This is a genomic window from Psychrobacter sp. PL15, assembly GCF_035984995.1.
Taxonomy (GTDB): domain Bacteria; phylum Pseudomonadota; class Gammaproteobacteria; order Pseudomonadales; family Moraxellaceae; genus Psychrobacter.
Genome location: NZ_JAXCIB010000003.1, coordinates 88,323 through 111,624 on the forward strand (window position 1 = coordinate 88,323; position 23,302 = coordinate 111,624).

The window sequence follows — 23,302 nt, forward strand, 5'->3', positions numbered from 1 at the left end:
AGAGACAAATTTTCACTCATATTTTTGCTAAAATCTAGACTCACTATTAAACCGAACCTCGTGCTTATTGTTTATTTAAGCCGTTTTGGTTAAGGATTATAAATGCGCTTATTACCGCCTATATCCACCGCACAATCTGCTGTACCTATACTTACTGTGCTAACCGATGCCCAGTTAGCGGCCCAAAGTCGTCTGCTATTGACGCCGTCAACTACTCATTCTGTTCACGATGATGTAGCACTTGATAACAGTGCAGCACTCAATAAAGACCAACGTGATATTAATAGCACTGCTGCCCAATTCCAAAATACTCAGTCCCAAAATTCTCAGTCTCAAGCGGCGCCCTACCCAACGTTGACAGGTGCGCCGTTACCAAAAGCGCAGACCGAAGCGCTCGCTGAAGAGTTGAATACGCTCTATCAAGGTGTAATGGGCTCACTAGGCGCCGATGAAGCACGATACATTCAACGCGTGTATGCAACGGTAGTCTATAGCGAACTAGTGGCGCGTGGCCTACTGGCTGTAGCTGGACGACTGCCATCACGGCGGCAAAAAGTAGGGACCTGGCTACTCGGCACTTCCCTATTGAGCTTTAGCAAAATATTAAACAATATGGAGCTTGGCCATAATGTCATGCACGGACAATATGACTGGATGCAACATCCCCACCTTAATAGTCAAAAATTTGATTGGGATATCATCTGTCCTGCACCGCTGTGGCAACACTCGCATAACTATCTGCATCACACCTTTACCAACATCGTTGGCCGTGATCATGATGTAGGCTACCACTTGATTCGGGTTACCGATGAGCAGCCTTGGACGCCAAGCGATCGTTATAACTTATTTAAGACTGCGGTATTGGCTTTAGGCTTTGAATGGGCAGTCGCGTTCCATGATATCCAAATCAGCGATGTAGAATACGCGGACTCGCCGCAGTTGATGGATATCATGCAACAAAAAACCCACGCGTTATTAGCTAAAATTGCACGGCAAGTGAGTAAGGACTATATTGCTCTGCCTACGATAGCCGGGCTAGCATTAGGTCGTGGTAGCGCCATGACGACATTGAGCGGTAATATCACTGCTAATATTACTCGCAATCTGTGGACTTGGGCAGTAATATTTTGTGGACACTTTACTGAACAAGCTCATATTTACACTCATCTTGATCCTGATGAGAGTAAAGGTGACTGGTATGTGCGCCAGATACTTGGCTCTAGCAACATCCAAGGCAACAAGCTGTTCCATATTTTGACCGGTAATTTGTCACATCAGATAGAACATCATATTTTCCCTGATATGCCCTCTAGCCACTATGCCCGTATTGCACCGCAGGTACGAGCCATATGTCACAAATATGACTTGGCTTATAACACTGGGCGCTTTGGTACTCAATTTAAACAAGTACTGAAACGCATTCACCACTTTAGTAAGCCCAGCGCAAAAGAATGGGACGCCTATAATCTGTCAGTGGCTAGTAGTGATGTTGACTCTAGTAGTGATGCTGACTCGTTGTCAGCTGCTAAGAAGACTAAGTCCGATAAGCAAACGACAGGTGGCTTGCGTAGATTTCTACCTGAAATCGTTCGCCAAACGTTAGCTTATTTATAATGATAGGTCTGAATAAAAACCTTTAAGTAGTAGCTGGCTTAACCATAAACTTATTTGGATAAAGGCACATTCAAATAGAAATCGCTCAAATGGGTAGGGCTGGCTGCGACTGAATAGTTGCTTAAGTTATTAAGTTATCAACATGTTTAAATTATAATCATAAAAATTTGAATATAAGAATTAATAATGGAGTGCCATCATGAGTCAAGAAACCCCTAAGCAAGAGCTAGATATTACCCATAACCAAGACGCTGAACGCTTTGAAATTACAATTGATGATCAGACCGGTTATATCAGTTATCAAGAGCGTGGTGATACGTTAATCTATGATCATACTATCGTACCCCAAGCGTTAGGTGGTCGCGGTGTCGGTTCAGCATTAGTTAAGCATGCTCTAGATTATGCGCGCGAACATAACAAACAGGTTGTTCCACAATGTTCATTTGTCTCATCATATATTAATCAACATCCTGACTATCAAGATTTAGTCTAGATTGGGATTTGTGAGCCCGCCGTTATATTTATAAGTAGATATATGGCAAGATACGAGAGATAGCTGACTTTCTTACATCTGTTGCTTACGAGTTAGAGCCGACCTGCTGACAGTAGTTTTATTCTCCATACCCTATAACTTAATACTACCGTTATCTAAAATTTTAAATAGCTATTGAGAATTGGACGTCAATGATCAGCCCTATCTTTCCATAGGCTCTTTCCATAGACTCTTTCCATAGACTCTTTCCATAAATTAAATTTAAGATACTAATAAAGGATATTCCGATGAGCAGTTTATCTGATAGACAAGTCAATTTGCAGCTAGAAGAGCTGCCGGGCTGGCAACGCGATGGCCATAGTATCGTTAAAACTTATCATTTTAGTGATTTCATTGAAGCTATCAGCTTTATGAATCAAGCAGCATTTCATGCCGAAGCGCTCGAACATCACCCTGAATGGCGTAATACTTATAACGTCGTTGAGGTGCGTTTAACGACCCATGATACGGGTGGTATTACCAGCCTTGATATTCGCCTAGCAAAACGCATGGAACACATTATTCAACCGAAACGCTTGTAACTATTTATTTACAGTTTGTGCAGTATAGTCAATTCAATTTAAACAAGATGCAATGCTACTGGAATGAATTTTTGGCAGCCTCTGTCACGCTTGCGAACAGCACGCAAGAAAAGTTTATACCAGTGGCACATTGCTATGCACAATTTTTTTATTGTGAACTGACTATAGTCAATTAAACTGATAGATAAAAAAAATGTCCTCGATTGAGGACATTTTTTGTGAAAACTAATTAGGATTTGCTTAATATTATCGCTATTAGGTCTTACGGCCGATAAATGCGACAATAAATAGAATTACTGCGACTACTAGGAAAATATACGCCAAATTAGACGATAGTCCAGCAACACCGCCAAATCCTAGTAAACTTGCTAACAGTGCGATGACTGCAAAAATGATAGCCCAGCGAAACATAATTATTCTCCTCAAAATAAATGTTGAATGGTTAGATCTTAAGATGGGTAACGAATTAATTTTTATTTATTACCTTACCACTCATTTCTCAATAGCTTGTGTTGCCACCTTGCGGTGAGAACCAATTCAAGCCTTGTTAGACCTAACGTTGGTCAGTACTTTTTTTAAAACTTACTTATTGCTTAAAAAGATAGATTAACAACATTCAGATGAAAATAACGTTCACTTTGGTAATGAACACGCTATGTTATGTAACCTTTGTAGCGTTATTACCTAGTTTTTAGTGGAGTTTCACGACTCATGGTTTTTTATATGGTCTTTGAGTATTTATGTGTATGGGTAATTTGTGTTTACTTAATACCTATCGTTATTATTAATAAATCTGCTATAAATATTAGTCTATTATGCTGAGCTTAAAAACCAACACCCCTTTAATAATAAAAATCCTGGCTTTTATTAACGACAACTATTCACGCAAAATGACGATTGAGGAAAGTAATTATGGACACCACGACCGATACAGCGACAAATATTAATAAATCAGATAATACAAAAACAGCCACCGATGAAAAGCGTCACTATGCGATCATTTTGTACGGAGCTACTAGCTTTGTTGGGCAAATTACTGCCCACTACCTAACGCAATTTTTATCTAGCCCAGCGGCTAAAGCGGCTAAAGATAGCGCAACTGTCACATGGGCGATAGCAGGACGTGATGAAGACAAGCTTAAAAAGCTACAGTCTGAGCTTAGTGGCGCTGATGCTAATAACCCTGATTCTGATTCTGATTCTAGCAATAAAGTTGATATTATAATTGCTGACAGCACCGATGACGCCAGCCTCAATGAGATGACCCAACAGACCCAAGTCATCATTTCAACGGTAGGCCCTTATCTTAAATATGGTGAATCACTGATTAAAGCGTGTGCTACTAATGGTACAGACTATGTTGATCTCACAGGCGAAGCGATCTTTATCAAAGACATGCTGGATAAATACCAAGATACGGCTAAGAAAAGCGGCGCTCGTATCGTCAACTCATGTGGCTTTGATTCTATTCCTTCAGATTTAGGTGTTTACTTTACCCAACAGCAAGCCCAAGCCCAATTCGATAAACCCTGTGATGTCATTCATATGCGCGTAAAAGCGGCCAAAGGTGGCTTATCCGGTGGTACCATTGCGTCGATGGCCACTATCTTTGAGGAAGTAGGGACCGATAAAGCACGTCGTGGCCAACTGGCCAATCCCTATCTACTCAATGACGATAAAGATGCGCCTAGCGTACGCCAAGACAATGTTGGTAAGCCTGAATACGATATTGAACATGACCGCTGGCTAGCCCCCTTTGTGATGGCAGTGATTAACACGCGCATCGTTCATCGTAGTAACCAATTGCTCAGTTATGAATATGGGCGCGAGTTTAAATATGATGAAGCGATGTGGATGCAGGATGGCATTAAAGGTCAGCTGATGAGCTATGGTATGAGTGTGGGACTATTAGGTTTCGCCACGGCTATGACTTTTAAGCCCAGTCGCGAGTTTCTATCAAAGCACGTTCTACCCAAATCAGGCTCTGGTCCTTCTAAATCCGAACAAGAAAATGGTTTTTTTGATATTCGCTTCTTTGGTGAAACCTCTAAAAAAGATACTATTAACACTAAAGTCACTGGTGACAAAGATCCAGGCTACGGCAGTACCTCGCGTATGCTGGCACAGTCCGCATTATGTCTTGCGCAGGATATTAGTAAAGACGAAGTCACAGGTGGCTTTTGGACGCCAGCAGTCGCTATGGGTGATCAGCTGCTAACGCGGTTGGAAGACCATGCCGGACTTTGTTTTGAAGTGGTTGATGACCTTAGCTCTAATTAACAACCGTTAAAGCGCTTTCTAGATGGGTTATGTTAGCCATATCTTTACCGCCACATTTTAGCAATAAGATGTGGCGGTTTGTCATACAGTCGATGCAAAATACAAGAGGATCGTTTTCTTACCCAACTTTTCTTATATTGATACTCGCGCTTATCTATAGTTAAAATACCTTAAAACGCGACGGTACTGCTGGTATAAGCTTTTTGCAGCCTCTGTCTGCCTAGGCACAGCAAGCAGGAAAAACGTATGCCAGCAGTAGGTTATGTCTCGATATTACTTTTCATTGACTATAATAATATGTTGTTTTAAACCACAAACAACAGAGCAAAATTCATAAATGAACCAGCAAAATTTGCTATCATGTATTTTTAAGTTTTATGATTCAGGTTTTATTATTTAGGTGATTGGATTATGGCCAAAAACGCCCTACAGGCTCAACTTTTAAAAGCTGGACTGGTTGATAGCAAAAAAGCCAAGCAATTAAGCAAACAGTCTCAACATGCCAAGCGTACTGGCGATTCGTCAGATATTGAAGCAAAAAACTCTGTGGCAGACGCTCAAGCAAAAAAAATGGAAAAAGATCAAAAGCTTAATCAAGAAAAACAACAAATTTTAGAACAAAAAATGCTGACAGCCAATATTGTTCAAATGATTAAGCAGCATCAGATTACTGATACAGCTGGTGAAGTCAGCTATCAATTTGTTGATGACTCTAAAGTGAAAAAAATTAATATCACCCAAAAATTATATGAGCAAATAGTGGCCGGTCATGTGGTTATTGCACGATTGGAAGAAAACCAGGTATTAAACTATGCCCTGCTCCCTCGTCCATTGGCGGATCGTATAAATACGAAATTAGAAGGCTTTATGGTGGTATCTAACGATAAGCCAGGTATTGAGCTAGAAACTGACGATCCTTATGCAGCCTATGTGATTCCAGACGATTTAATGTGGTAGCGATTAATTTTTGGCGACAGTTGGTTTTTAGAGATGATAATTTTTAAAGGTGATAATTTTTTATTTTATTCGATAAGTTCTGTAAAAAACAACGATCTTAGTTTTTAAGGTTTCAAAAGTAGTGGCCAAATATCACTGATGTAAGATCAAGCCGGTTATGGTGCTGCTTATTACCACTCTTCTTATTTTATTATTATATTAGCAGCAAAAATAAAGCCAAATGAGCGTTTTATTGAGCCTAGATTACGCCATAGAGCAACGACACATTGATGTAAAAATTGTTGCATTATTACGACCAAAAAAAGGCAGCCTGATGGCTGCCTTTTTTAATGACTGATTATGAGTGAGCGGTTTAAATACCGCTGTAGAGTCTTTGGCCCATTACTTCTTGCCTTTAGACACACCAGCTTCTTTTAATAATGCTCCAAGAGTACCCATTTTGATAGGCGCTTCTGATTTGGCGGCCTTCGGCGTACTGCTACGAGTGTTAGTAGTGGCGCCTGCGTTGCCTTTATCACTCTTGTTGTCACCACTTCTATCAGGACGCTTGCCACGCGGTGCTGACGGGCGTTTATTGGCATCTGGACGAGTGCTACGTGGACGACTGGATTTATCATCACTACTAGCATTGCTGTCATTGCTACCGTTACTTGCCGCAGCAGGTTTATTAGCAGTGCGCGTCGGTTTAGCGACTTCTGGTTTCATACTAAAACCAATACGACCACGCTTTTCATCAATAGCAATCACGCGTACAGAAATGATATCACCTGGTTTGACACGGTTCATAGGATCTGCGACGAAATCATTGGCCATCTGCGAAATGTGTACTAAACCATCTTGATGTACACCCACATCAACGAAGCAACCAAAGGCCGTCACGTTGGTAACGACACCCTCTAGGGTCATGCCTTCAGTCAAATCTTTAATGCTATTCACGTCATCACGGAAATTAGCCGTTTTGAACTCAGGACGTGGATCACGTGCAGGTTTAGCCAACTCTTCTATAATAGCTTTGACACTGATATTGTCATCATTGGCAGCAAGGGTAGCAGTATCAATGGTATTGAGCACACCATCATTACCGAGTATTTCGGCCAGACCTTTGCCAGACAAGGCTACTAAGCTATCCACTAGCGCATAGCTTTCTGGATGTACACCAGTCGCATCGAGTGGGTTACTGCCGTCATACACCCGTAAGAAACCTGCGGCCTGCTCAAAGGTTTTGACCCCTAGGCGTGGCACATCTTTTAAAGCTTCACGGCTAGCAAAAGCGCCATGTTCTTTACGATAGGTAACAATTTGCTGGGCAACGTTACGATTAAGACCCGCGATATGCGCCAAGATTGCAGGACTGGCAGTATTGACATCAACACCAACCGCGTTCACGCTATCTTGAGTCACTTTATCAAGGCTATCAGCCAATTGCGTTTGGTTGACATCATGCTGATACTGACCCACACCAATAGCTTTTGGATCGACCTTGACCAGTTCTGACAGCGGATCTTGTAGGCGGCGGGCGATAGATACCGCTCCGCGTACAGAGACATCCATATTGGCTAGCTCATCACTAGCCAGCTCACTAGCAGAATAGACCGAGGCGCCGGATTCATTAACGATAACGGCTTTGGCTTGTAGTTTGTCATTAGCGGCTAAGATTTCTTTGACCATCGCATCCGTTTCACGGCTGGCGGTACCATTACCAATGGCTACTAAATCGACGTGATAAGTGCTTAGTAATTTATCAATAACTGTTTTAGCTTCAGCCATTTTATTATCAGGCGCAAAGGGATAAACGGTAGCAATGACTGGCTGGTCAGCATCATTGAGCATGACATGACCTTGGGCATCAATAATAGCCATTTTCACACCATGACGGATACCAGGATCAACACCCAAAATAACTTTACGGCCAGCAGGTGCTGACATCAATAAGTGCTGCAAGTTATTGGCAAACACGTCAATGGCATCAGACTCAGCGGTCAGACGCTTTTCAGTCAATAAACGATGCTCAATATGTGGGCGCCACTTATCTTTCCATAAACTACTAGCCGCTTCAGTCAAAAATTCACGACGGGCATCTGGAGCCTTGGTATCAATATCGAAATGCTTAACGATTTTGTCAATGAATGGAGCATCTTCGCCTTCGATCTTCAGACCTAGGACATTTTCTTGACGACCACGCAGCATGGCTAATAAGCGATGATTGGGCAAACGCGCCAGTCCTTCGCTATGTTCAAAGTAATCTTTAAATTTCTCGCCCACTTCGCGCTTTTCGTCACTGGCTACTGCCGACACGATACTTGCCGTTTTGGCAAAGCCGTTACGCAGATTGTCTAGCAGATCCAACGCTTGCGTCCATTCATCGACGATGATGGCTTGCACGCCAGCCAGTTGCTTGTCTAAATCGCTAAAGTCGACTTCAATATCATTACCACTATCATCAGTAATGCTAGTGGGCGTTTGATAGCCTGCTAATGCTTCTGTCGGGGTAACTTCTTGGGTCAAGACCGCTTGTGCTGCATTATCTAGACCTGCCGCGCGGGCCTTAGCTGCTGGTGAACGACGGCGTGGACGGTATGGCAGGTAAATATCTTCCAGCTCAAGCTTGGAAGTCGCATTATCAATGCGGGCTTGCAACTCGTCTGTTAAATTGCCTTGCGTGCTCAGCAATTCTACGATTTTGAGTCGGCGGGTTGCCATATCACGTTCATAGTTGAGCGACTTCTCTAGCGCGCGCAACTGTGCGTCGTCAAGGTCTTGGGTTTTTTCTTTCCGGTAACGCGCAATAAATGGGACCGTTGCCCCTTCATCGTACAGCTTCACAAACGCATTGACTTGAGCAGTCTTAATGCCAAGCGCGCGAGCAAGCTTGTCGTGAATATTCGCGTGTGTGGTTGCATCCAACCCCTGTGCATTTGTCGGGGCCTGAGATGACGTTAAGGTATCAATGCTACTCATATACGTATCAATCGTTGAGAAATGGTGTTTGGCATTATAGCAAAAGCTGCATGAATAAAAATCCTTTTTATATTTTCGTTACTTATTACTATTTTTATGGCGTAAATTACGCTATATATTAGTTTCTGAGCCCTTATTAAACAAACCCATACAGCATTTATGTCTATGGGTGATGCAATTAGGGGTGCAATCTTATACACTAAAGCAGTAACGTTATAAATATCAATCAATAGTAATCTCTTGCACAAAGGTTGTGCTTAATATGTAAACCATAATAACGCAAGTCAATATAAAGGCAAGGTTGATTTTTATCAGCATTTTTATTAAAAAGTTCGCCAGGTTTAAATACTAATAATCTGATAATAATGGCTGAATAAAAACCAATAATGATTGTTTAACAATAGCAGCACCTTAATAACAACAGCATCGATTGGCTTATGAATTATAAGCCACCAAATCATTCAATAACTTCTGACAATAATAATGTTTATTAAAGGATCCCTTCATGACTGACAATAAAAGTCCCGACACCCTGACTCAGCGTATTTTAGTGGTCGACGATGATGCGCGTCTGCGCTCGTTGCTACAACGCTTTCTAGAAGATGATGGTTTTGTCGTCCGTACCGCTCATGATGGCAGTCAGATGGACAAATTGATGCAGCGCGAACTGTTCTCGCTAGTGGTCTTAGATCTAATGCTTCCGGGCGAGGATGGCATTAGCATCTGTAAACGTCTACGTGAAGATAACAGTGATATTCCAATTATCATGTTAACTGCAAAAGGCGGTGATGCTGACCGTATTGCTGGACTTGAAGCCGGCGCCGATGATTACTTACCCAAGCCTTTCAACCCAAAAGAGCTGTTAGCCCGTATCAAAGCGGTATTGCGTCGTCAAAATCGTGAGCTACCTGGTGCGCCAAGCTATCAGCTAGAAGTGGTTGAATTTGGACCGTGGACGCTTGATTTATCTACCCGTACGCTAAAACGCGATGGTACGGTAGTGACCTTGACCACTGGCGAGTTTTCAGTACTAAAAGCCTTAGTACAGCACCCACGCGAGCCATTAACGCGCGATAAGCTGATGAACCTTGCCCGTGGCCGTGAATGGGGCGCGATGGAACGTTCTATCGATGTACAAGTCTCACGTCTACGTCGTCTGATTGAGGATAATCCCTCACAAGCGCGTTATATCCAAACCGTATGGGGCGTCGGCTATGTGTTTGTGCCTGACGAAGCAGAACCAGAAGCTCCTGCTGCAACGCCTGTTTAGTTGTCGCTGAGCGTTTTACGCCTTATGACCCTGTATTTATGAACCGGCCTTTATGACCCATTTTTTATGAACGCCTCCGCAATCATTCAAAATATACCCTGCACACTTGTGACAGGGTTTTTGGGCTCTGGCAAGACCACCGTTATTAACCAATTACTTGCCACTAAGCCGGCTGAACAGCGCTGGGCATTACTGATTAATGAATTTGGTCGTATTGGTGTTGACGGTGCTCTACTAAAAAATACACTCGATGCAAAAGGTCAGTCAGGCGGTATAGCCATTCGCGAAGTCAGCGGTGGTTGTATCTGTTGTACCAGTCAACTGCCCTTACAAATCGCTATTACACGTCTGTTAAGTGATCATCACCCACAGCGGCTGATTATTGAGCCGACCGGACTGGCGCATCCACGCGAGCTGATACGTCAGCTCAGTGCGCCACACTGGCAGACAGCCTTGAGCATGCAAGCGGTCATTACGGTGCTGAGCGGCTTACAATGGCAACAAGAGAAGTATCGCACGCACCATGGCTTTCAAGCGCATGTCCGCGATGCTGATGTGCTAGTGATTAATCGTTACGAGCAGCTGAGCAGCGCTTGCCGGCAAGATTTGCAAGCGTGGATTGCGACGTTAAACGAACCAGCAAAAATAATATGGGCAACTGCTGACTCTGAGACAGCGCCTGAACCGCAAACGACACCTCACTGTCAAGCAGTAACTAACAACCTCGATGTTATAAAACCTTCGAACCCTTATTTAACAGAATTAGCCGCCCAGCTTATTAAGCCCAGTCGTACTATTTCTCAGCAACGCATAGCAAATATAGAGAAGTCTCGTGTGAGCCTAACCCCGCCTACCCACTTGCCGTCCAACATGCCTACAAATGCTAATGCTGACACTAGTATTGAGGCAGATGGGCAAAATGAGCTACCCTATCGTTATCATGAGGAACAGCAAGGCATGCTATTAGCTGGGTGGCGATTACCACCGCATTGGACATTTGCTGCTGACGAGTTACAACAATGGTTATTACAACTGCCAAACTGGCAACGTATCAAGGGTATCGTCAATACTTCTGATGGCTGGCTACAACTAAATTTCACGCCCGATAGCTTAACCATTACCACCACCAGCGCACAGATTGATAGCCGACTAGAGATTATTTTACTTGCTGACTCAGATATAAAAAGCAGTGCCACTACTAGGGTAGGTAATAACAGCTCAGAGACTAAGAGTGAGCAGCAATCGTTAATAGAATGGGAACGCTGTGACCGTGAATTGATGGCGCTGGTTGTCCCGTCAAATAGCCAACCATAAATAGCCGGACATAAATAACTAGAGATAAATTTGATAGAATAATTAGCATAAAAAAGGGCTAGCGTTGAATATCAACGCTAGCCTCTTTTTATCAATCAATAACTACCTGCTAACGCAATTGACTGTCTTTACTGCCGCGGCGATTGAATAGCTCAGCCGCCCTAGCTTCTTGCTCAAGTTCAGTCTGGCAACCAACACAGTGTTGCACCCCTGGCACTGCTATTCGCCGCGCTTCTGGTATGGCATTACCGCATTCATCACATAATTCTGCACTCTCACCTTTCGGTAGTGAGCTCCTGACTCGATCTAGGGCATCACTGACCGTTGCATCCATCTGTTCGTGCTCTGCCCCATCTCTTGACCATCCACCTGCCATAATTGTACCCTCTTTAATTTATTGATGGCTTATTATTCATACTATAAAAGTTTTTTATAACAGATAGATGGGGTTATTTAGCGTTAACTTCAATATATAGATGTGTATGAAAAAAGCACTAAAATAAGGTCCCTTACCCTGCACAATCGCCACTAATTTTTAGGTTGCAGCGCCACTACTTGGCCGCGCACATTAACGCTAGCATCGCTCATTAGACACACATAACCTGCCATGATGTCTTCTGGTGTTTTGAGAGACATCGGGTTTTCACCTGGAAAAGCATGGGCGCGCATATTGGTACGGGTGCCACCAGGATTAATACAGTTAAAACGCAAATTAGTGGTGTTCTGAGTCTCTTGGGTGAAGATATCACTCATGCCTTCAGTCGCTTGTTTAGAGAGCGCATATGCGCCCCAGAACGCACGAGGATGGGTACCCACTGTACTAGAGGTGAAGACGATAGAACCATGTACAGCGTCTTTGAGCAGCGGTAATAATGCTTGAGTGAGCATAAAGGTGGCGGTACAGTTGACCTTCATCACCTTAGCAAAGATATCCACATCGTACATCTCAAGCGGTGTCAACTCACCTAGTATGCCAGCATTATGCAATATGCCATCAAGTTGTCCAACTTCTTTATTAATCATTCCCTCTATCTGCTGCATCTCAGCATAAGTAGCACTCTCAAGATTCAGCGGTAGCATCGCTGGCTGTTTGCCACCAAAACTCTCAATCTCATCATAAACATATTCAAGCTTGCTACTAGTGCGGCCTAATAACAGTACCGTTGCGCCATAGCGGGCATAAGTCAATGCGGCTACCCGTCCGATACCATCGCCCGCACCCGTCACCAAGATCGTCTTGCCGTCTAAGCAATTTTCTGCTGGTACAAAGTTACGAATATCATCGTGGGACAACAGCGACTCGGGACGTGGCTCAACTTGTTGTTCTTGGTCGGTGTTTTGGTGGGCTGGCTGATTTGTACGGTCACTCATGGCATTACTCACTACTTAACATTTAATAATTGGAAGTATGGTTGTTTATAGATATTCAAACTTACCTGAGGATAACAGTAGCTTATTCAACTGTTCAGGGGTCTCGGTAATATAATCTGCACCCCATTTCTTCAAGCTTTTCTGGTCTTCAGGCGGGATATAACCATAAGCGGCGAGAATGGTCGGCATGCCAGCAGCTTTACCTGCATCGATATCACGCACATGATCACCCACATACAGGACACAACCTGACGCCCCACGAGGAATACCAAGCTTTTCTAGTGCCAAGTACATGGGTTCTGCATCAGGTTTGGGACGTGATACATCATCAGGACAGACCAAGACCGCACAACGCTCATCTAACTGCATAACCTTTAACAGCTGCTCTGCTAAATAACGCGGCTTATTAGTGACAATGCCCCATGGCACGCCTTTTTGCTCAAGTGTGGTCAATACTTCTTCAAGTTCAGGAAATACGCAACTGTCCACGCAAATCTCGGCCTCATAATCATCCAAAAACTGCTGGCGAAATTTTAGTAGCGCCTCTTCATTGGTTGTTAGTTGCTCATTATGCCGCAGCATAAGCTGCACCATCGCTGATGCGCCAGCAGATACTTGCTCACGAATGTCAGCCTCGGCGGGTGGTTGCCAATGGTTTTCGCTACTCATTTTACCAATAATGCGTACAAAATCAGCAGCGGTATCGATCAAGGTTCCATCAAGGTCAAATAGAACAGCTTTTACAAACTGGGTCATAATATAGGCTCTTATTATTAGTGAAATGTTTAGTAGTCGAGGTAGATAATTGAATTATTGAACGACACTACCAACGTTAACTATGAGTTAACTCGATTATAACTATCATCAACGCCTCTTTTATCAAACAGCGGTTTTGCTAAAGATATCTCTCATTGGGACGACCACCTAAGCCAGTGGTTTTTGTACTGCCATCATATAATTGACATCGACATTTTGTGCCAACCAGTAGCGTTTGGTTAGGGGATTATAATGTAGTCCAATCATATCTTGCCGCGTAAAACCTGCGTTTAGGGCCATTTTATCCAGCTCAGCTGGGGTGATAAATTTAGCATAATCATGAGTTCCACGATCTAACAAGCGCAGCACGTATTCTGCCCCAACGATGGCAAATAAATAAGACTTGGGGTTGCGGTTAATGGTAGACAACACACAAACACCGCCTGGTGCCAATAGCTCAAAACAGGCTTGGACAATGGCACTAGGATCAGGGACGTGTTCTAGCATTTCCATACAAGTCACCACATCGAATTGTCCAGCTTGGGTCTTTGCTAAGGTTTCGATGGGGATATGTTGATAACGTAAAGTGTCATCTAAACCACTTTGGGTGGCGTGGACGCTGGCTGCCTTTAAGTTTTCAGTACCGAGATCAATACCGGTCACGTCAGCACCGCGACGTGCCATCGCTTCAGCTAAGATACCACCACCGCAGCCAACGTCGAGAATTTTTTTGCCAGACAGACCCATCTCCGCTGTTTTATCTATATCGTTACTAAGGTAGCCACGTTTGGTATTTGCCTCTATCCAGTTGAGGCGTAGCGGGTTAATCTCATGTAAGGTCGCAAGCGCACCATTTTTATCCCACCATTCGCCAGCCAGTTTATTGAACTTATCAACTTCGCTAGGATCAACATTAGTGGTGGCAGTCATAATATCATCTGTACTGGTGTTCTCTTGCATGTCGTTAGACTGCGAAGAAGAAGAAGAAGAAGCTGAGCTCATAGCGTTTTTCCTTTACTATCATTCTTGTTAATTAGGGTTAATGTTAGCATGGGAGTAGACCGTTTGTCGTGAAAGCTTGTGTGCCTGATTGTGAATACTTTTAGAGGTTTATAACGATATTAATAACCAGGTGAATCAGTACATCATTCATTAGATATTAGCTGTTTTTGACGGCCTATTATCATATATTTCGTATATTTTTCAGCGATAATGGGCATTAATGAATGACTGTTAATAATGCCTCACAGCTTTACAACCGTTAGTTAAGAATACAGTTCACAACCGCCGTCATTTTACGTTATTATAGTTAGATTGCGCTTGACAGATTATTGGCTTTAAACTCTGTCGATTCACTTTAAAACACTCATTTTAGAATACTCACTTTAAAACATAAGCAACTTCTTAAGAAACCCTTAAGTCTTTATACCTCAAGGAAAAAATATGAAACGTGCCATCGCATTGACGGGTCTGGCGTTTGCCATCGGGATAGCCAATATGGGCGTACAAGCCGCCGATTATGTCGCCGGAAAAGACTATCGCGTGCTGGATAATCCTGAAAAAATCAGCGGTGACGCTATCATTGTCCGGGAGTTCTTTTGGTACGGCTGCCCACATTGTAATAATCTTAACCCACTTATGGAAAAATGGGCAAAAACTAAAGGTAAGGACGTGGCATTCTTTAAAACCCCAGCAGCTCTGAATCCTGTTTGGGAAGCCAGTGCTCGTGGTTTTTATGCCACACAGCTATTGGGCTATGAGGATAAGACCCATGACGCCCTATTTGAGGCGATTCATAAAGATGGCAAAAAACTATTTGATCAAGCGTCATTAAGCAAATGGTATGCCTCAAAAGGTGTGGATCAAAAGAAATTCAACAGTCTTTATAACTCTTTTGCCGTTGGTACTAAGATTGGCCGTTCACAAGCAGGTGCTAAACGTTACCAATTAACCGGTGTCCCCGCGGTCGTGGTACAAGGCAAATATGTAGTAACTGGTGAAGGCAATGAGGTCGCTAAAGTGGTCGACTACCTAGTCGCTAAAGAACGCGCTGCGAAAAAATAGAGGTCTATAATAAAATAAATAGTTTCATAATATCGTCCTGAATGTGTCAACTCATTCTAGGACAGGACAAACCCATCAAAAAAGCCAATCGTTAAAGATTGGCTTTTTTGTATTTATTTATCTATCTATCTATCTATCTATTAAAATACCTTTTTAAGCCCTATTTTAACTCTGTCAGAATAGCCACTTCACGAATATAGCTGACCAAATCTTCCTTAGACTCTTGCATCAGCTCGTCATCTTGCGTGTGCTTGGCGTATTCAATCCATAAAAGCAGCTGATACAGGCTGTTGCGTTCTGATGCTTTGTACTGCTTGACGAACTGCTTGAGCGTCCCTTCATCATTGATATTCAAGCGCTCAGCCCAACTTTCGATTTTAGCAACTTGTTCATTAGCAAAGAACGCCTCAAACAACGCTTTAACCAGTTCATGACGGTTTTCTTCACTAATTAATTTGCCGACCCGTTTGGTTTGGCGGATACGCGCATTAGCGCTGGTAATGTCAGCAAGCGCCATTAACTCTGCCATAAAATAGTCACTAGCAGGGAGTTTTTTTAGCTGCTTTTTGGATAAGCCCGACAGCGGTACCGACAGCGTTTGTAAGCGCTCATGGGCTTTTTTTAGTTCGGTGCGCGAAACGCGCATGTCGTGTTCTGACCAATCAATCATAAAAGCTTTCCAAAATAATAAATAATAAGATAAAGGGCGCGTTCAGTGCTTACCAGCGGCGTTTTTCACGATGCTTAGCAGCGACCGTCAAGCCTTGTGGCAGACTACTTGAAAGCTTACGCTGCAATTGCTCTGTGATAAACACAGAACGATGTTTGCCACCAGTACAGCCAATCGCAACCGTTACAGTATGACGATTATTGTGTAAAAAATCTGGCAACCAACGTGTTAAGAATGCGTCGATATCGCCGGTCATTTCTGCCACTTCTGGATAATCTGCAAAAAATTCACCGACCTCAGCATCAAGGCCCGTCGCGGTACGTAAGGCAGGATTCCAGTGTGGGTTGGGCAGAATCCTCACATCAAATACGAAGTCAGCATCGATGGGACTGCCATATTTAAAACCAAACGATAATAGATTAATAACAATCTGATTGTCCACCCCAGTGTAATCACGGAGACGCTCTTTTAACTGATGAATATTCAGCATACTGGTATCTATTGTGATATCAGCCCGTCTACCTATTGGTTCCAGTAGCTGCACTTCTTTTTTGATAGCAGCTGGCAAGTTATAAACCGTATGCTCTACACCCTCAGCGTCTTGTGACATTAATGGATGCACACGTCTAGTAGCATTAAAGCGTGCCACCAGTGTGGACTCTTGCGCAGTCACATACAGCACTTTGACAGCCTGTTCGCCATAAGCCTGTTTTAGCGCGTCATGAATCGCTGAAAAGTTAGATAAATCTGCACGTGGGGTACGAATATCGACGCCAAGCGCAATGCGTCTGATACCACTTTCACTGACTAGCTTTTGAGCAGCTTCAGGAACCAATGATAACGGCAAGTTATCAATAGAGTAGTAGCCTAAATCCTCTAGAATATTTAATACGGAGGTCTTGCCCGATCCTGAGCGCCCTGATACGACAAGAATACTGAGGTTATCATCAGACAATGATGTCGACGCTACCTGCGCTACTGATTTGGTATTCCTATCGTTGTCGGCGGATTCCATGGTTTATCATCCTAGTACATTGTGTACATCAAGTTATTTCTACTACTATTGCATCTGCGGTCATCACTATTTTCTAGTTTGCTCTACTACTGATTAACAGTGACTAGTTGATTGTCCAACAAGCGCGCTCGCCCAAGCACCGCAGCCACTAAAATAATCAAATCTTGAGCTTCAGTTTGAGACTCTGCGGTATCATTATTTAATAGTGATTCTAGCTGGTCTGTTTTTACCTCTAGATAATCAATAACAAAACCAGCCGCAGTAATGCGTTTACCAGCTTCTGCTATTAGGATGTCAGACCCCTGCTCAATGTGCTTACGATCCACGAACTGTTGTGCCAAGTACTGTAATTCTTGATGTAATACTGGTGCTATTTTCCGCTCTGCACTACTCAAGTATTGGTTACGCGATGATAAAGCTAGTCCATCAGTAGCACGGACAATGGGCGCAGTAACAATATCGATCGGGTAACTCAAGTCACGTACTAATTGCTTAATGATCGCTAATTGCTGATAGTCTTTCTGCCCAAATATCGCTATATCAGGCTGTATGATATTAAATAACTTAGAGACCACAATACCGACACCATCGAAATGACCGGGCCGCGATTGTCCACACAGCTGATCGGTGATAGTGCCCGCCCTTATTAAGGTAGGTGGCGGCAAAACCGGATACATCTCATCGATACTAGGGGCAAAGACATAGTCGGCTTCGACCGTCGCAAGCTTGGCAACGTCGTCATCAAGGGTACGTGGATAGCTGTCAAAATCTTCCCCCACTCCAAACTGAGTAGGGTTCACAAAAATACTCACGATCACAATATCAGCATGCTGTTTGGCAAGTCTAACTAGCTCAAGATGCCCGTCGTGTAGGTTACCCATAGTAGGCACTAAAGCAACGCGCTGCTGGCTGCGATAGGGTTTTACAGCTGCTCGCAATTCTTTGATACGATGATGAATAATGGGCATTACTAACTCTTCTTCTCTTGCTAAATATAATCAAACCCATATAAATTTGCTACTGCGCCATCTTTACTTTAATAAGCGTACTATCTACGTTCGGTCTTCTACTATCAAAATCCCGTAGATTTGGCTATTAGGATTCAACTATTTGCTATTAGGATTAGACTATAAGCCAGTTTAAACGGTTTAAGTTATTAAAAATACGTCATCTGATATTGGTATCAATGAGGTAACGGAGCTAGCTGCATAGTGTTAACAAGCAAGCTGTTACTTAAAAAGTCGTTGGTTGAAGGGCTATTAGCTAAACTCGTGTTGCGTACTAGGAAAACTGCGGTCACGCACTGACTGTTGATACAGTTCAAACGCCCCTACGATACTGTGTTCAGTATTACGCTCATCCGTCAAAAAGTCATGGACGAAACGTGGGACACGGCCATGCACCATACCTAACATGTCATGCATCACTAGGACTTGACCATCAGTATCCGCGCCTGCCCCAATGCCAATGACTGGTACGGCTACCGCTTGCGTTACCGCTTTAGCCAGTTCAGCCGGAACACATTCTAACACCAACAATGCAGCACCTGCTTTCACCACCGCTTTGGCATCGTCTAGTAACTTATTGGCGGCTTCATCACCGCGTCCTTGGATTTTATAACCACCAAAAATATTGACAGACTGTGGCGTTAAGCCCAGATGAACACAGGTTGGGGTACCTGCTTGCGCCAAAGTGGTCACAAGATCGCATAGCTCACTACCGCCTTCTATTTTAATAACATGCGCGCCCGCTTGCATTAACTGACGACTGTTAGCTATCGCTTCCGGCAGCGTGGCATAGCTCATGAAGGGTAAGTCGGCCAAAATCAGAGCATGCTTGTTACTACGGGCAATATTAGCGGTATGGTAAACCATGTCAACCACTGTCACCGGCAAGGTTGAATCATGACCTTGTACGACCATGCCTAGGCTATCACCTATCAAAATAGTATCAATCTGCGCTTGATCCATCATGCGTGCAAACATGGCGTCATAACAGGTCAAACAAGTAAATTTGGTGCCGTCTTTTTTTAATTTATTTAAGGTAGATAAAGTCGTCATATGACCCTCAATAACTCGATTATAATATGATTTATAATAAGTGCTAAAATGTGATTGCAACCATAACTGGCCTAAGTTGCCAACCTTACAGCGCTAAACAGACTGATCTGCCGTAGTCGTTACGCAAGACTGAGTAACACTTTCAGCGGGTGTATTGCTTATAAAGAGCTTTAACCCTGTCCAATCTTCACTTTGGGGATAACTACTTATCAGCTTGCCCGCAATTAACAATTCTGGTGCGAGCTCTCGCAGTGGTATCAATACAAAGTTGCGCTCACCCAGTCCGGCGTGCGGTACCGTTAATTGTGGCGCTGCAATCTGCTGCTCACCATAAAGCAAAATATCCATATCAAGGCTACGCTCGCCCCAGTGGCGCAGGCGTGCGCGCTTGGCCTGCTGTTCTAACTGTTGGCAAAGCAACAAGAGCTCAAACGGCAGCAGCCTAGTCTCAAAGCCGACCACAGCATTGACAAAGTCTGGCTGATCTTGCGGTCCCATTGGCACAGAAGCATAAAACGATGATGCTTGTACACCTCGTATCGCTGGATGATGACACAAGGCCGCCAGCGCTTGTTGTAAATGCTCGGCCGGTGAGCCGAGCTCAGTAGCCAGATTACTACCCAATCCTAAATAGCATGTTATCCACTGCTCAGCGCTATTATTGATATTGCTGGTTTTAATATTGCTGAGTCGCGTACTACTATTTAGAGAAGTGTTCATGATGGTTAGTCTGCTCTACAATTTGTGGCCAATATCAGGCTTTATCACCAGCTGACTCTGACTGTTTGATAGCGACTTGCTCTACAACTGTCGTGTCAGTACTGGGCTGACGGCGCCGACGTTTTGATGGTAATGGGCCTTTATTAGTGGCGTCTTTACTGGCTTTAACCGCTGGTTTGGTATTCACCTGAGCGGCTTTGGCTTGAGATTTTTTGGCCTGAGCCAGGTCATTGGTATTAACCGCTTTAGGGCTTTTAATCGTTTTAGCTGGCTGACCAGCAGTCGCACTTTTAGCTGGTTTTGACTTGCTGTTATTATCGCTGGCAGCGCTGTGATTCTTAGCCTCAGTCTCAACAGCGAAATCTTGTGTCCCCTGACTGGTACTAGTATTTGTAGGCACAGCAGCAGCTACTTGCGGTTCTGATCCTGGCTGACGGCGACGACGCTTATGCGGTATCGGCTCATTATTGCTACTCACCAATGCTGGCGACTTTGCTATGGTAGCTACTGTACGAGTTGCACTGGCTTTAGCATTGATTTTAGCATTGGTTTTAGTAGCAGATACAGGCTTAACGTCAGATTGTGTTGCTTTAGCCGGCTGCTCTTTATTTGAACTATCTACTTGCGCGTCCATTTTTGACGGCTGTACTCGTGCTTTTTTGGTAGCCGGTGCCTTATTCTGAGAAGACGCCTTACTAGTCTCAGACTGCCCTGCTTGGTCTATACCCAGCTGTTTTTGTAGTTTCGGTACGATATTTTCGTGCTCTATTACAAATAGTGGTGCAGGTTTAGGCGTATGGCGTTTGTTTGGCTTAGATTCACTATTAGCAAGAGACAACTGCTGCAGCTGCGCAAGTTCACTACTATCCTGCTTGGTTTGCTGCGCATGATGAGGCTTGTTGCTATCGGGCTTATTGCTAGCAGGTGATACTGATTGTGTTTCTGATTGTGTTTCTGAGGATGGTGACTTATTGGCAGCACGGCGACGACGCGCTGGTATATTCGACGCATCATTAACCGCTAACGGCTCAGCACGGCTATTGCTGTTCGCTTGAGCGTTAGTTGTGGTTTGACTTATGGTTTGATTCACTTGTTCATTATTATCAGTCATCTGTTCCTTTTGGCGATTACGCCCACGACCGCGCTTATAGGCGCCACGGCGGATATTTTCATCAAAGTCGTTAATAGCTTGCTGTTGCTCTCTTTCAGATAAGGTTTGGTAAGTCTGCCACCAGTCACCCATATCGTTAGTAGACTCGGATAACGGATGCTCAGCATCACCACATTGCTCGCGTAATAATAAGAAGTCAAAGCCGGCGCGAAAGCGGGGATGCTCGGCAAGCTGCTCGATTTGCTTGCTACGTGGCGCGGCAAGCTTAGGCTGCAAGATCCAAATATCACGGATAAATTGTTCTGCAAATTTTGGAATGGCCGTTTTGATTCTCTGACGATCAATGACCTTGCTGGCTGCTTGCATTTGCGCTTCAGCGAACGGCATATTACGTTTTTTGGCCTTCTCTAATTGATGTAGGTAGTTTTCCCACAATAAGGCGGCATAGAAAAATGCTGGATTGATACTTTTACCTGCGCCAATACGCTTATCGGTATTGATAGCGACTTGCTGTACCAAAGAGCTTGGTTCATTAGGAGGATAAATAATCAAACTATCAATAGCGCCTGATTCAAACAATAGCGGCAACAGGGGTACCAGATAGCCACCAGAGAACATCTTCTGAGTCTCATCATAAAGACGATGCGGCGATATTTGTTCTAGACGCGCCCAGTTACCATCATGAAACTGCTCAGCTAACTCTTGGTCAAACTCAAAACCCAACTTGGCTTTAAAACGTAGCGCGCGCAGTAACCGTACTGGATCTTCTTCAATACGAACCGGAGCGTTACCTAACAGACGAATAATTTTGTTGTCAATATCATCGAGCGCACCACAGAAATCATGAACCACGCCTTTGAGCGGCTGATAATATAGTGCGTTAATCGAAAAATCACGACGAGAAAAGTCTTGCTTAATATCGCCCCAAACATTATCACGAATAATCATGCCATCTTGGGTGGTATTGGCATCACTATTTGGTGGTCCGCGGAAAGTGGCCACTTCGATTAATTCACGCCCTGAGTACACGTGTGCCAACTGAAAGCGACGACCGATAATGCGGCAGCGCTTGCCAAACACGTCTTTAATCTCGTGCGGCTTGGCATCAGTGACGGCATCAAAGTCTTTAGGCTTCAGCCCTAACAAAGTATCGCGCACACCACCACCAACGATATAGGCGTCAAACCCAGCTCGGGATAAGGTGGCAATTACTTCAGTAATGGAATTGGGTAATTCAGATTTGTTCAGTTCTAACTGCTTGGCGGCACGCTCGGCCATGCATCTACTCCTCGCCGGTATTCTTAACCACCCCTGATCAACACAACGTTTATCAGGCGGATGTACGCTATAGTTTAACAAATTTTGCACGCGGTAGGTGTATTTAGACATTTACTTACATGCTATTTTGTCAATATTAGCATTATAGTCAACTCATTATATTTGTAATCTGTGGTCAACCAAGCTTGCCATGGCTGTTCTGAGAGAACAGTTATAGCCAGTACTAGGCAATTTTTCACTATTTCTGTATTGAATTAACCACGCTACCTTATACAACCACTAGTATAACAGCTAGCAACATTAGGGTCCTTTCCACCTAGTAGTCGATAAGTGCTCAAAATCGCGGTTTTATTTTTAGATAAATCTTATTCATAAAGTTCTAGCTAGTATTGATTAGGCTACTCCCTTAGCTGCAAACGCTCTCGATTTTTCTCTAAAGTTTTTGGTCCGATGCCTTTGACCTTTTCTAAATCATCTACCGTTTTGAACTCACCAAACATATCACGATATAAGATAATCGCTTGCGCCTTGCTACTCCCAATACCGTATAACGAGGTCAGTTCACCTTCGCTTGCATGATTGATATTGACGTCACTATAATCACGCGCCTGAGTCTCTGCAGTCTCTTGTGCTAAGAGATAGCTATAAGCACTTTGCGCACTGTCAAAACAGGGAGCAGCCTGCGCTTTATTGCTCATAATACTGAAGATTAGTATCAAGCAAAGAGTGACACCTAGCAGTATATTCGTCCACCAAAATTTATGATGGTAAAAGCTACCCATACTGTCTA

At 43.7% G+C, this 23,302-nt stretch carries 21 protein-coding genes; 8 read left to right on the plus strand and 13 right to left on the minus strand.

The genetic code is table 11. The annotated features are described in order from the left end of the window. The first annotated feature begins 102 nt into the window (after positions 1 to 102). The 3 genes from RCH20_RS03430 (at position 103) to RCH20_RS03440 (ending at position 2,688) form a co-directional block, all read left to right on the plus strand. On the plus strand, positions 103 to 1,614 hold the full coding sequence (locus RCH20_RS03430) for a fatty acid desaturase family protein (RefSeq protein ID WP_327192603.1): 1,512 nt from the start codon (positions 103 to 105) through the stop codon (positions 1,612 to 1,614). 199 nt (positions 1,615 to 1,813) lie between these two features. Beyond that, positions 1,814 to 2,107, plus strand: coding sequence for a GNAT family N-acetyltransferase (locus tag RCH20_RS03435; protein ID WP_327192604.1), 294 nt, complete (start codon positions 1,814 to 1,816; stop codon positions 2,105 to 2,107). Between the two features lie 287 nt (positions 2,108 to 2,394). Beyond that, positions 2,395 to 2,688, plus strand: coding sequence for a 4a-hydroxytetrahydrobiopterin dehydratase (locus RCH20_RS03440; RefSeq protein ID WP_209955811.1), 294 nt, complete (start codon positions 2,395 to 2,397; stop codon positions 2,686 to 2,688). A gap of 255 nt (positions 2,689 to 2,943) precedes the next feature. Here the strand turns inward: RCH20_RS03440 and RCH20_RS03445 are convergent, their stop codons facing one another. After that, positions 2,944 to 3,099, minus strand: a complete 156-nt coding sequence (locus tag RCH20_RS03445; protein WP_209955814.1) for a DUF1328 domain-containing protein — start codon at positions 3,097 to 3,099, stop codon at positions 2,944 to 2,946. A 501-nt stretch (positions 3,100 to 3,600) separates the two neighbouring features. On the opposite strand from RCH20_RS03445, the gene RCH20_RS03450 reads away from it, so the two are divergent. Together RCH20_RS03450 and RCH20_RS03455 are read left to right on the plus strand one after the other, a co-directional pair. Further along, the gene (locus RCH20_RS03450; RefSeq protein ID WP_327192605.1) at positions 3,601 to 4,968 is read left to right on the plus strand and encodes a saccharopine dehydrogenase family protein; all 1,368 of its coding nucleotides are present in this window, start codon (positions 3,601 to 3,603) and stop codon (positions 4,966 to 4,968) included. Positions 4,969 to 5,379: 411 nt separating this feature from the next. Continuing rightward, positions 5,380 to 5,925: a DUF2058 domain-containing protein gene (locus RCH20_RS03455; RefSeq protein ID WP_327192606.1), complete on the plus strand. Its 546-nt coding sequence runs from the start codon at positions 5,380 to 5,382 to the stop codon at positions 5,923 to 5,925. 381 nt (positions 5,926 to 6,306) lie between these two features. Here RCH20_RS03455 and RCH20_RS03460 read toward each other — a convergent pair whose 3' ends face one another. Then, on the minus strand, positions 6,307 to 8,883 hold the full coding sequence (locus tag RCH20_RS03460) for a Tex family protein (RefSeq protein ID WP_327192607.1): 2,577 nt from the start codon (positions 8,881 to 8,883) through the stop codon (positions 6,307 to 6,309). Positions 8,884 to 9,388: 505 nt separating this feature from the next. On the opposite strand from RCH20_RS03460, the gene ompR reads away from it, so the two are divergent. Continuing rightward, positions 9,389 to 10,153, plus strand: a complete 765-nt coding sequence (gene ompR / locus RCH20_RS03465) for an osmolarity response regulator transcription factor OmpR (protein ID WP_209955822.1) — start codon at positions 9,389 to 9,391, stop codon at positions 10,151 to 10,153. A 66-nt stretch (positions 10,154 to 10,219) separates the two neighbouring features. Then, on the plus strand, positions 10,220 to 11,467 hold the full coding sequence (locus RCH20_RS03470; protein ID WP_327192608.1) for a CobW family GTP-binding protein: 1,248 nt from the start codon (positions 10,220 to 10,222) through the stop codon (positions 11,465 to 11,467). Positions 11,468 to 11,576: 109 nt separating this feature from the next. Here RCH20_RS03470 and RCH20_RS03475 read toward each other — a convergent pair whose 3' ends face one another. From RCH20_RS03475 to ubiG, 4 genes are all read right to left on the minus strand, one after another. Next, positions 11,577 to 11,843, minus strand: coding sequence for a DksA/TraR family C4-type zinc finger protein (locus tag RCH20_RS03475; protein WP_209955827.1), 267 nt, complete (start codon positions 11,841 to 11,843; stop codon positions 11,577 to 11,579). A gap of 152 nt (positions 11,844 to 11,995) precedes the next feature. Beyond that, on the minus strand, positions 11,996 to 12,838 hold the full coding sequence (locus RCH20_RS03480; RefSeq protein WP_209955829.1) for a YciK family oxidoreductase: 843 nt from the start codon (positions 12,836 to 12,838) through the stop codon (positions 11,996 to 11,998). Between the two features lie 45 nt (positions 12,839 to 12,883). After that, positions 12,884 to 13,594, minus strand: coding sequence for an HAD family hydrolase (locus RCH20_RS03485; protein ID WP_209955831.1), 711 nt, complete (start codon positions 13,592 to 13,594; stop codon positions 12,884 to 12,886). A 168-nt stretch (positions 13,595 to 13,762) separates the two neighbouring features. After that, positions 13,763 to 14,554, minus strand: coding sequence for a bifunctional 2-polyprenyl-6-hydroxyphenol methylase/3-demethylubiquinol 3-O-methyltransferase UbiG (ubiG, locus tag RCH20_RS03490; RefSeq protein WP_327192752.1), 792 nt, complete (start codon positions 14,552 to 14,554; stop codon positions 13,763 to 13,765). 483 nt (positions 14,555 to 15,037) lie between these two features. Here ubiG and RCH20_RS03495 point away from each other — a divergent pair, with 483 nt between their 5' ends. Continuing rightward, positions 15,038 to 15,658, plus strand: a complete 621-nt coding sequence (locus RCH20_RS03495) for a thiol:disulfide interchange protein DsbA/DsbL (protein WP_209955833.1) — start codon at positions 15,038 to 15,040, stop codon at positions 15,656 to 15,658. A 160-nt stretch (positions 15,659 to 15,818) separates the two neighbouring features. On the opposite strand, the gene yjgA is transcribed toward RCH20_RS03495, so the two are convergent. From yjgA to RCH20_RS03530, 7 genes are all read right to left on the minus strand, one after another. Next, positions 15,819 to 16,328 carry a ribosome biogenesis factor YjgA gene (gene yjgA, locus RCH20_RS03500; protein WP_209955836.1) on the minus strand — a complete coding sequence of 170 codons (510 nt, stop codon included), beginning with the start codon at positions 16,326 to 16,328 and terminating at the stop codon, positions 15,819 to 15,821. Between the two features lie 49 nt (positions 16,329 to 16,377). Beyond that, on the minus strand, positions 16,378 to 17,343 hold the full coding sequence (gene rapZ, locus RCH20_RS03505) for an RNase adapter RapZ (RefSeq protein ID WP_327192609.1): 966 nt from the start codon (positions 17,341 to 17,343) through the stop codon (positions 16,378 to 16,380). A gap of 86 nt (positions 17,344 to 17,429) precedes the next feature. Next, complete coding sequence (panC, locus tag RCH20_RS03510) at positions 17,430 to 18,311, minus strand: pantoate--beta-alanine ligase (RefSeq protein WP_327192610.1); 882 nt, start codon at positions 18,309 to 18,311, stop codon at positions 17,430 to 17,432. A 291-nt stretch (positions 18,312 to 18,602) separates the two neighbouring features. Further along, positions 18,603 to 19,403: a 3-methyl-2-oxobutanoate hydroxymethyltransferase gene (gene panB / locus RCH20_RS03515; protein WP_327192611.1), complete on the minus strand. Its 801-nt coding sequence runs from the start codon at positions 19,401 to 19,403 to the stop codon at positions 18,603 to 18,605. A 93-nt stretch (positions 19,404 to 19,496) separates the two neighbouring features. Beyond that, the gene (gene folK, locus RCH20_RS03520; RefSeq protein WP_327192612.1) at positions 19,497 to 20,123 is read right to left on the minus strand and encodes a 2-amino-4-hydroxy-6-hydroxymethyldihydropteridine diphosphokinase; all 627 of its coding nucleotides are present in this window, start codon (positions 20,121 to 20,123) and stop codon (positions 19,497 to 19,499) included. Between the two features lie 34 nt (positions 20,124 to 20,157). Next, positions 20,158 to 22,512: a polynucleotide adenylyltransferase PcnB gene (gene pcnB, locus RCH20_RS03525; RefSeq protein ID WP_327192614.1), complete on the minus strand. Its 2,355-nt coding sequence runs from the start codon at positions 22,510 to 22,512 to the stop codon at positions 20,158 to 20,160. Between the two features lie 398 nt (positions 22,513 to 22,910). After that, on the minus strand, positions 22,911 to 23,210 hold the full coding sequence (locus RCH20_RS03530) for a ComEA family DNA-binding protein (RefSeq protein WP_327192615.1): 300 nt from the start codon (positions 23,208 to 23,210) through the stop codon (positions 22,911 to 22,913). Positions 23,211 to 23,302: the final 92 nt, after the last annotated feature.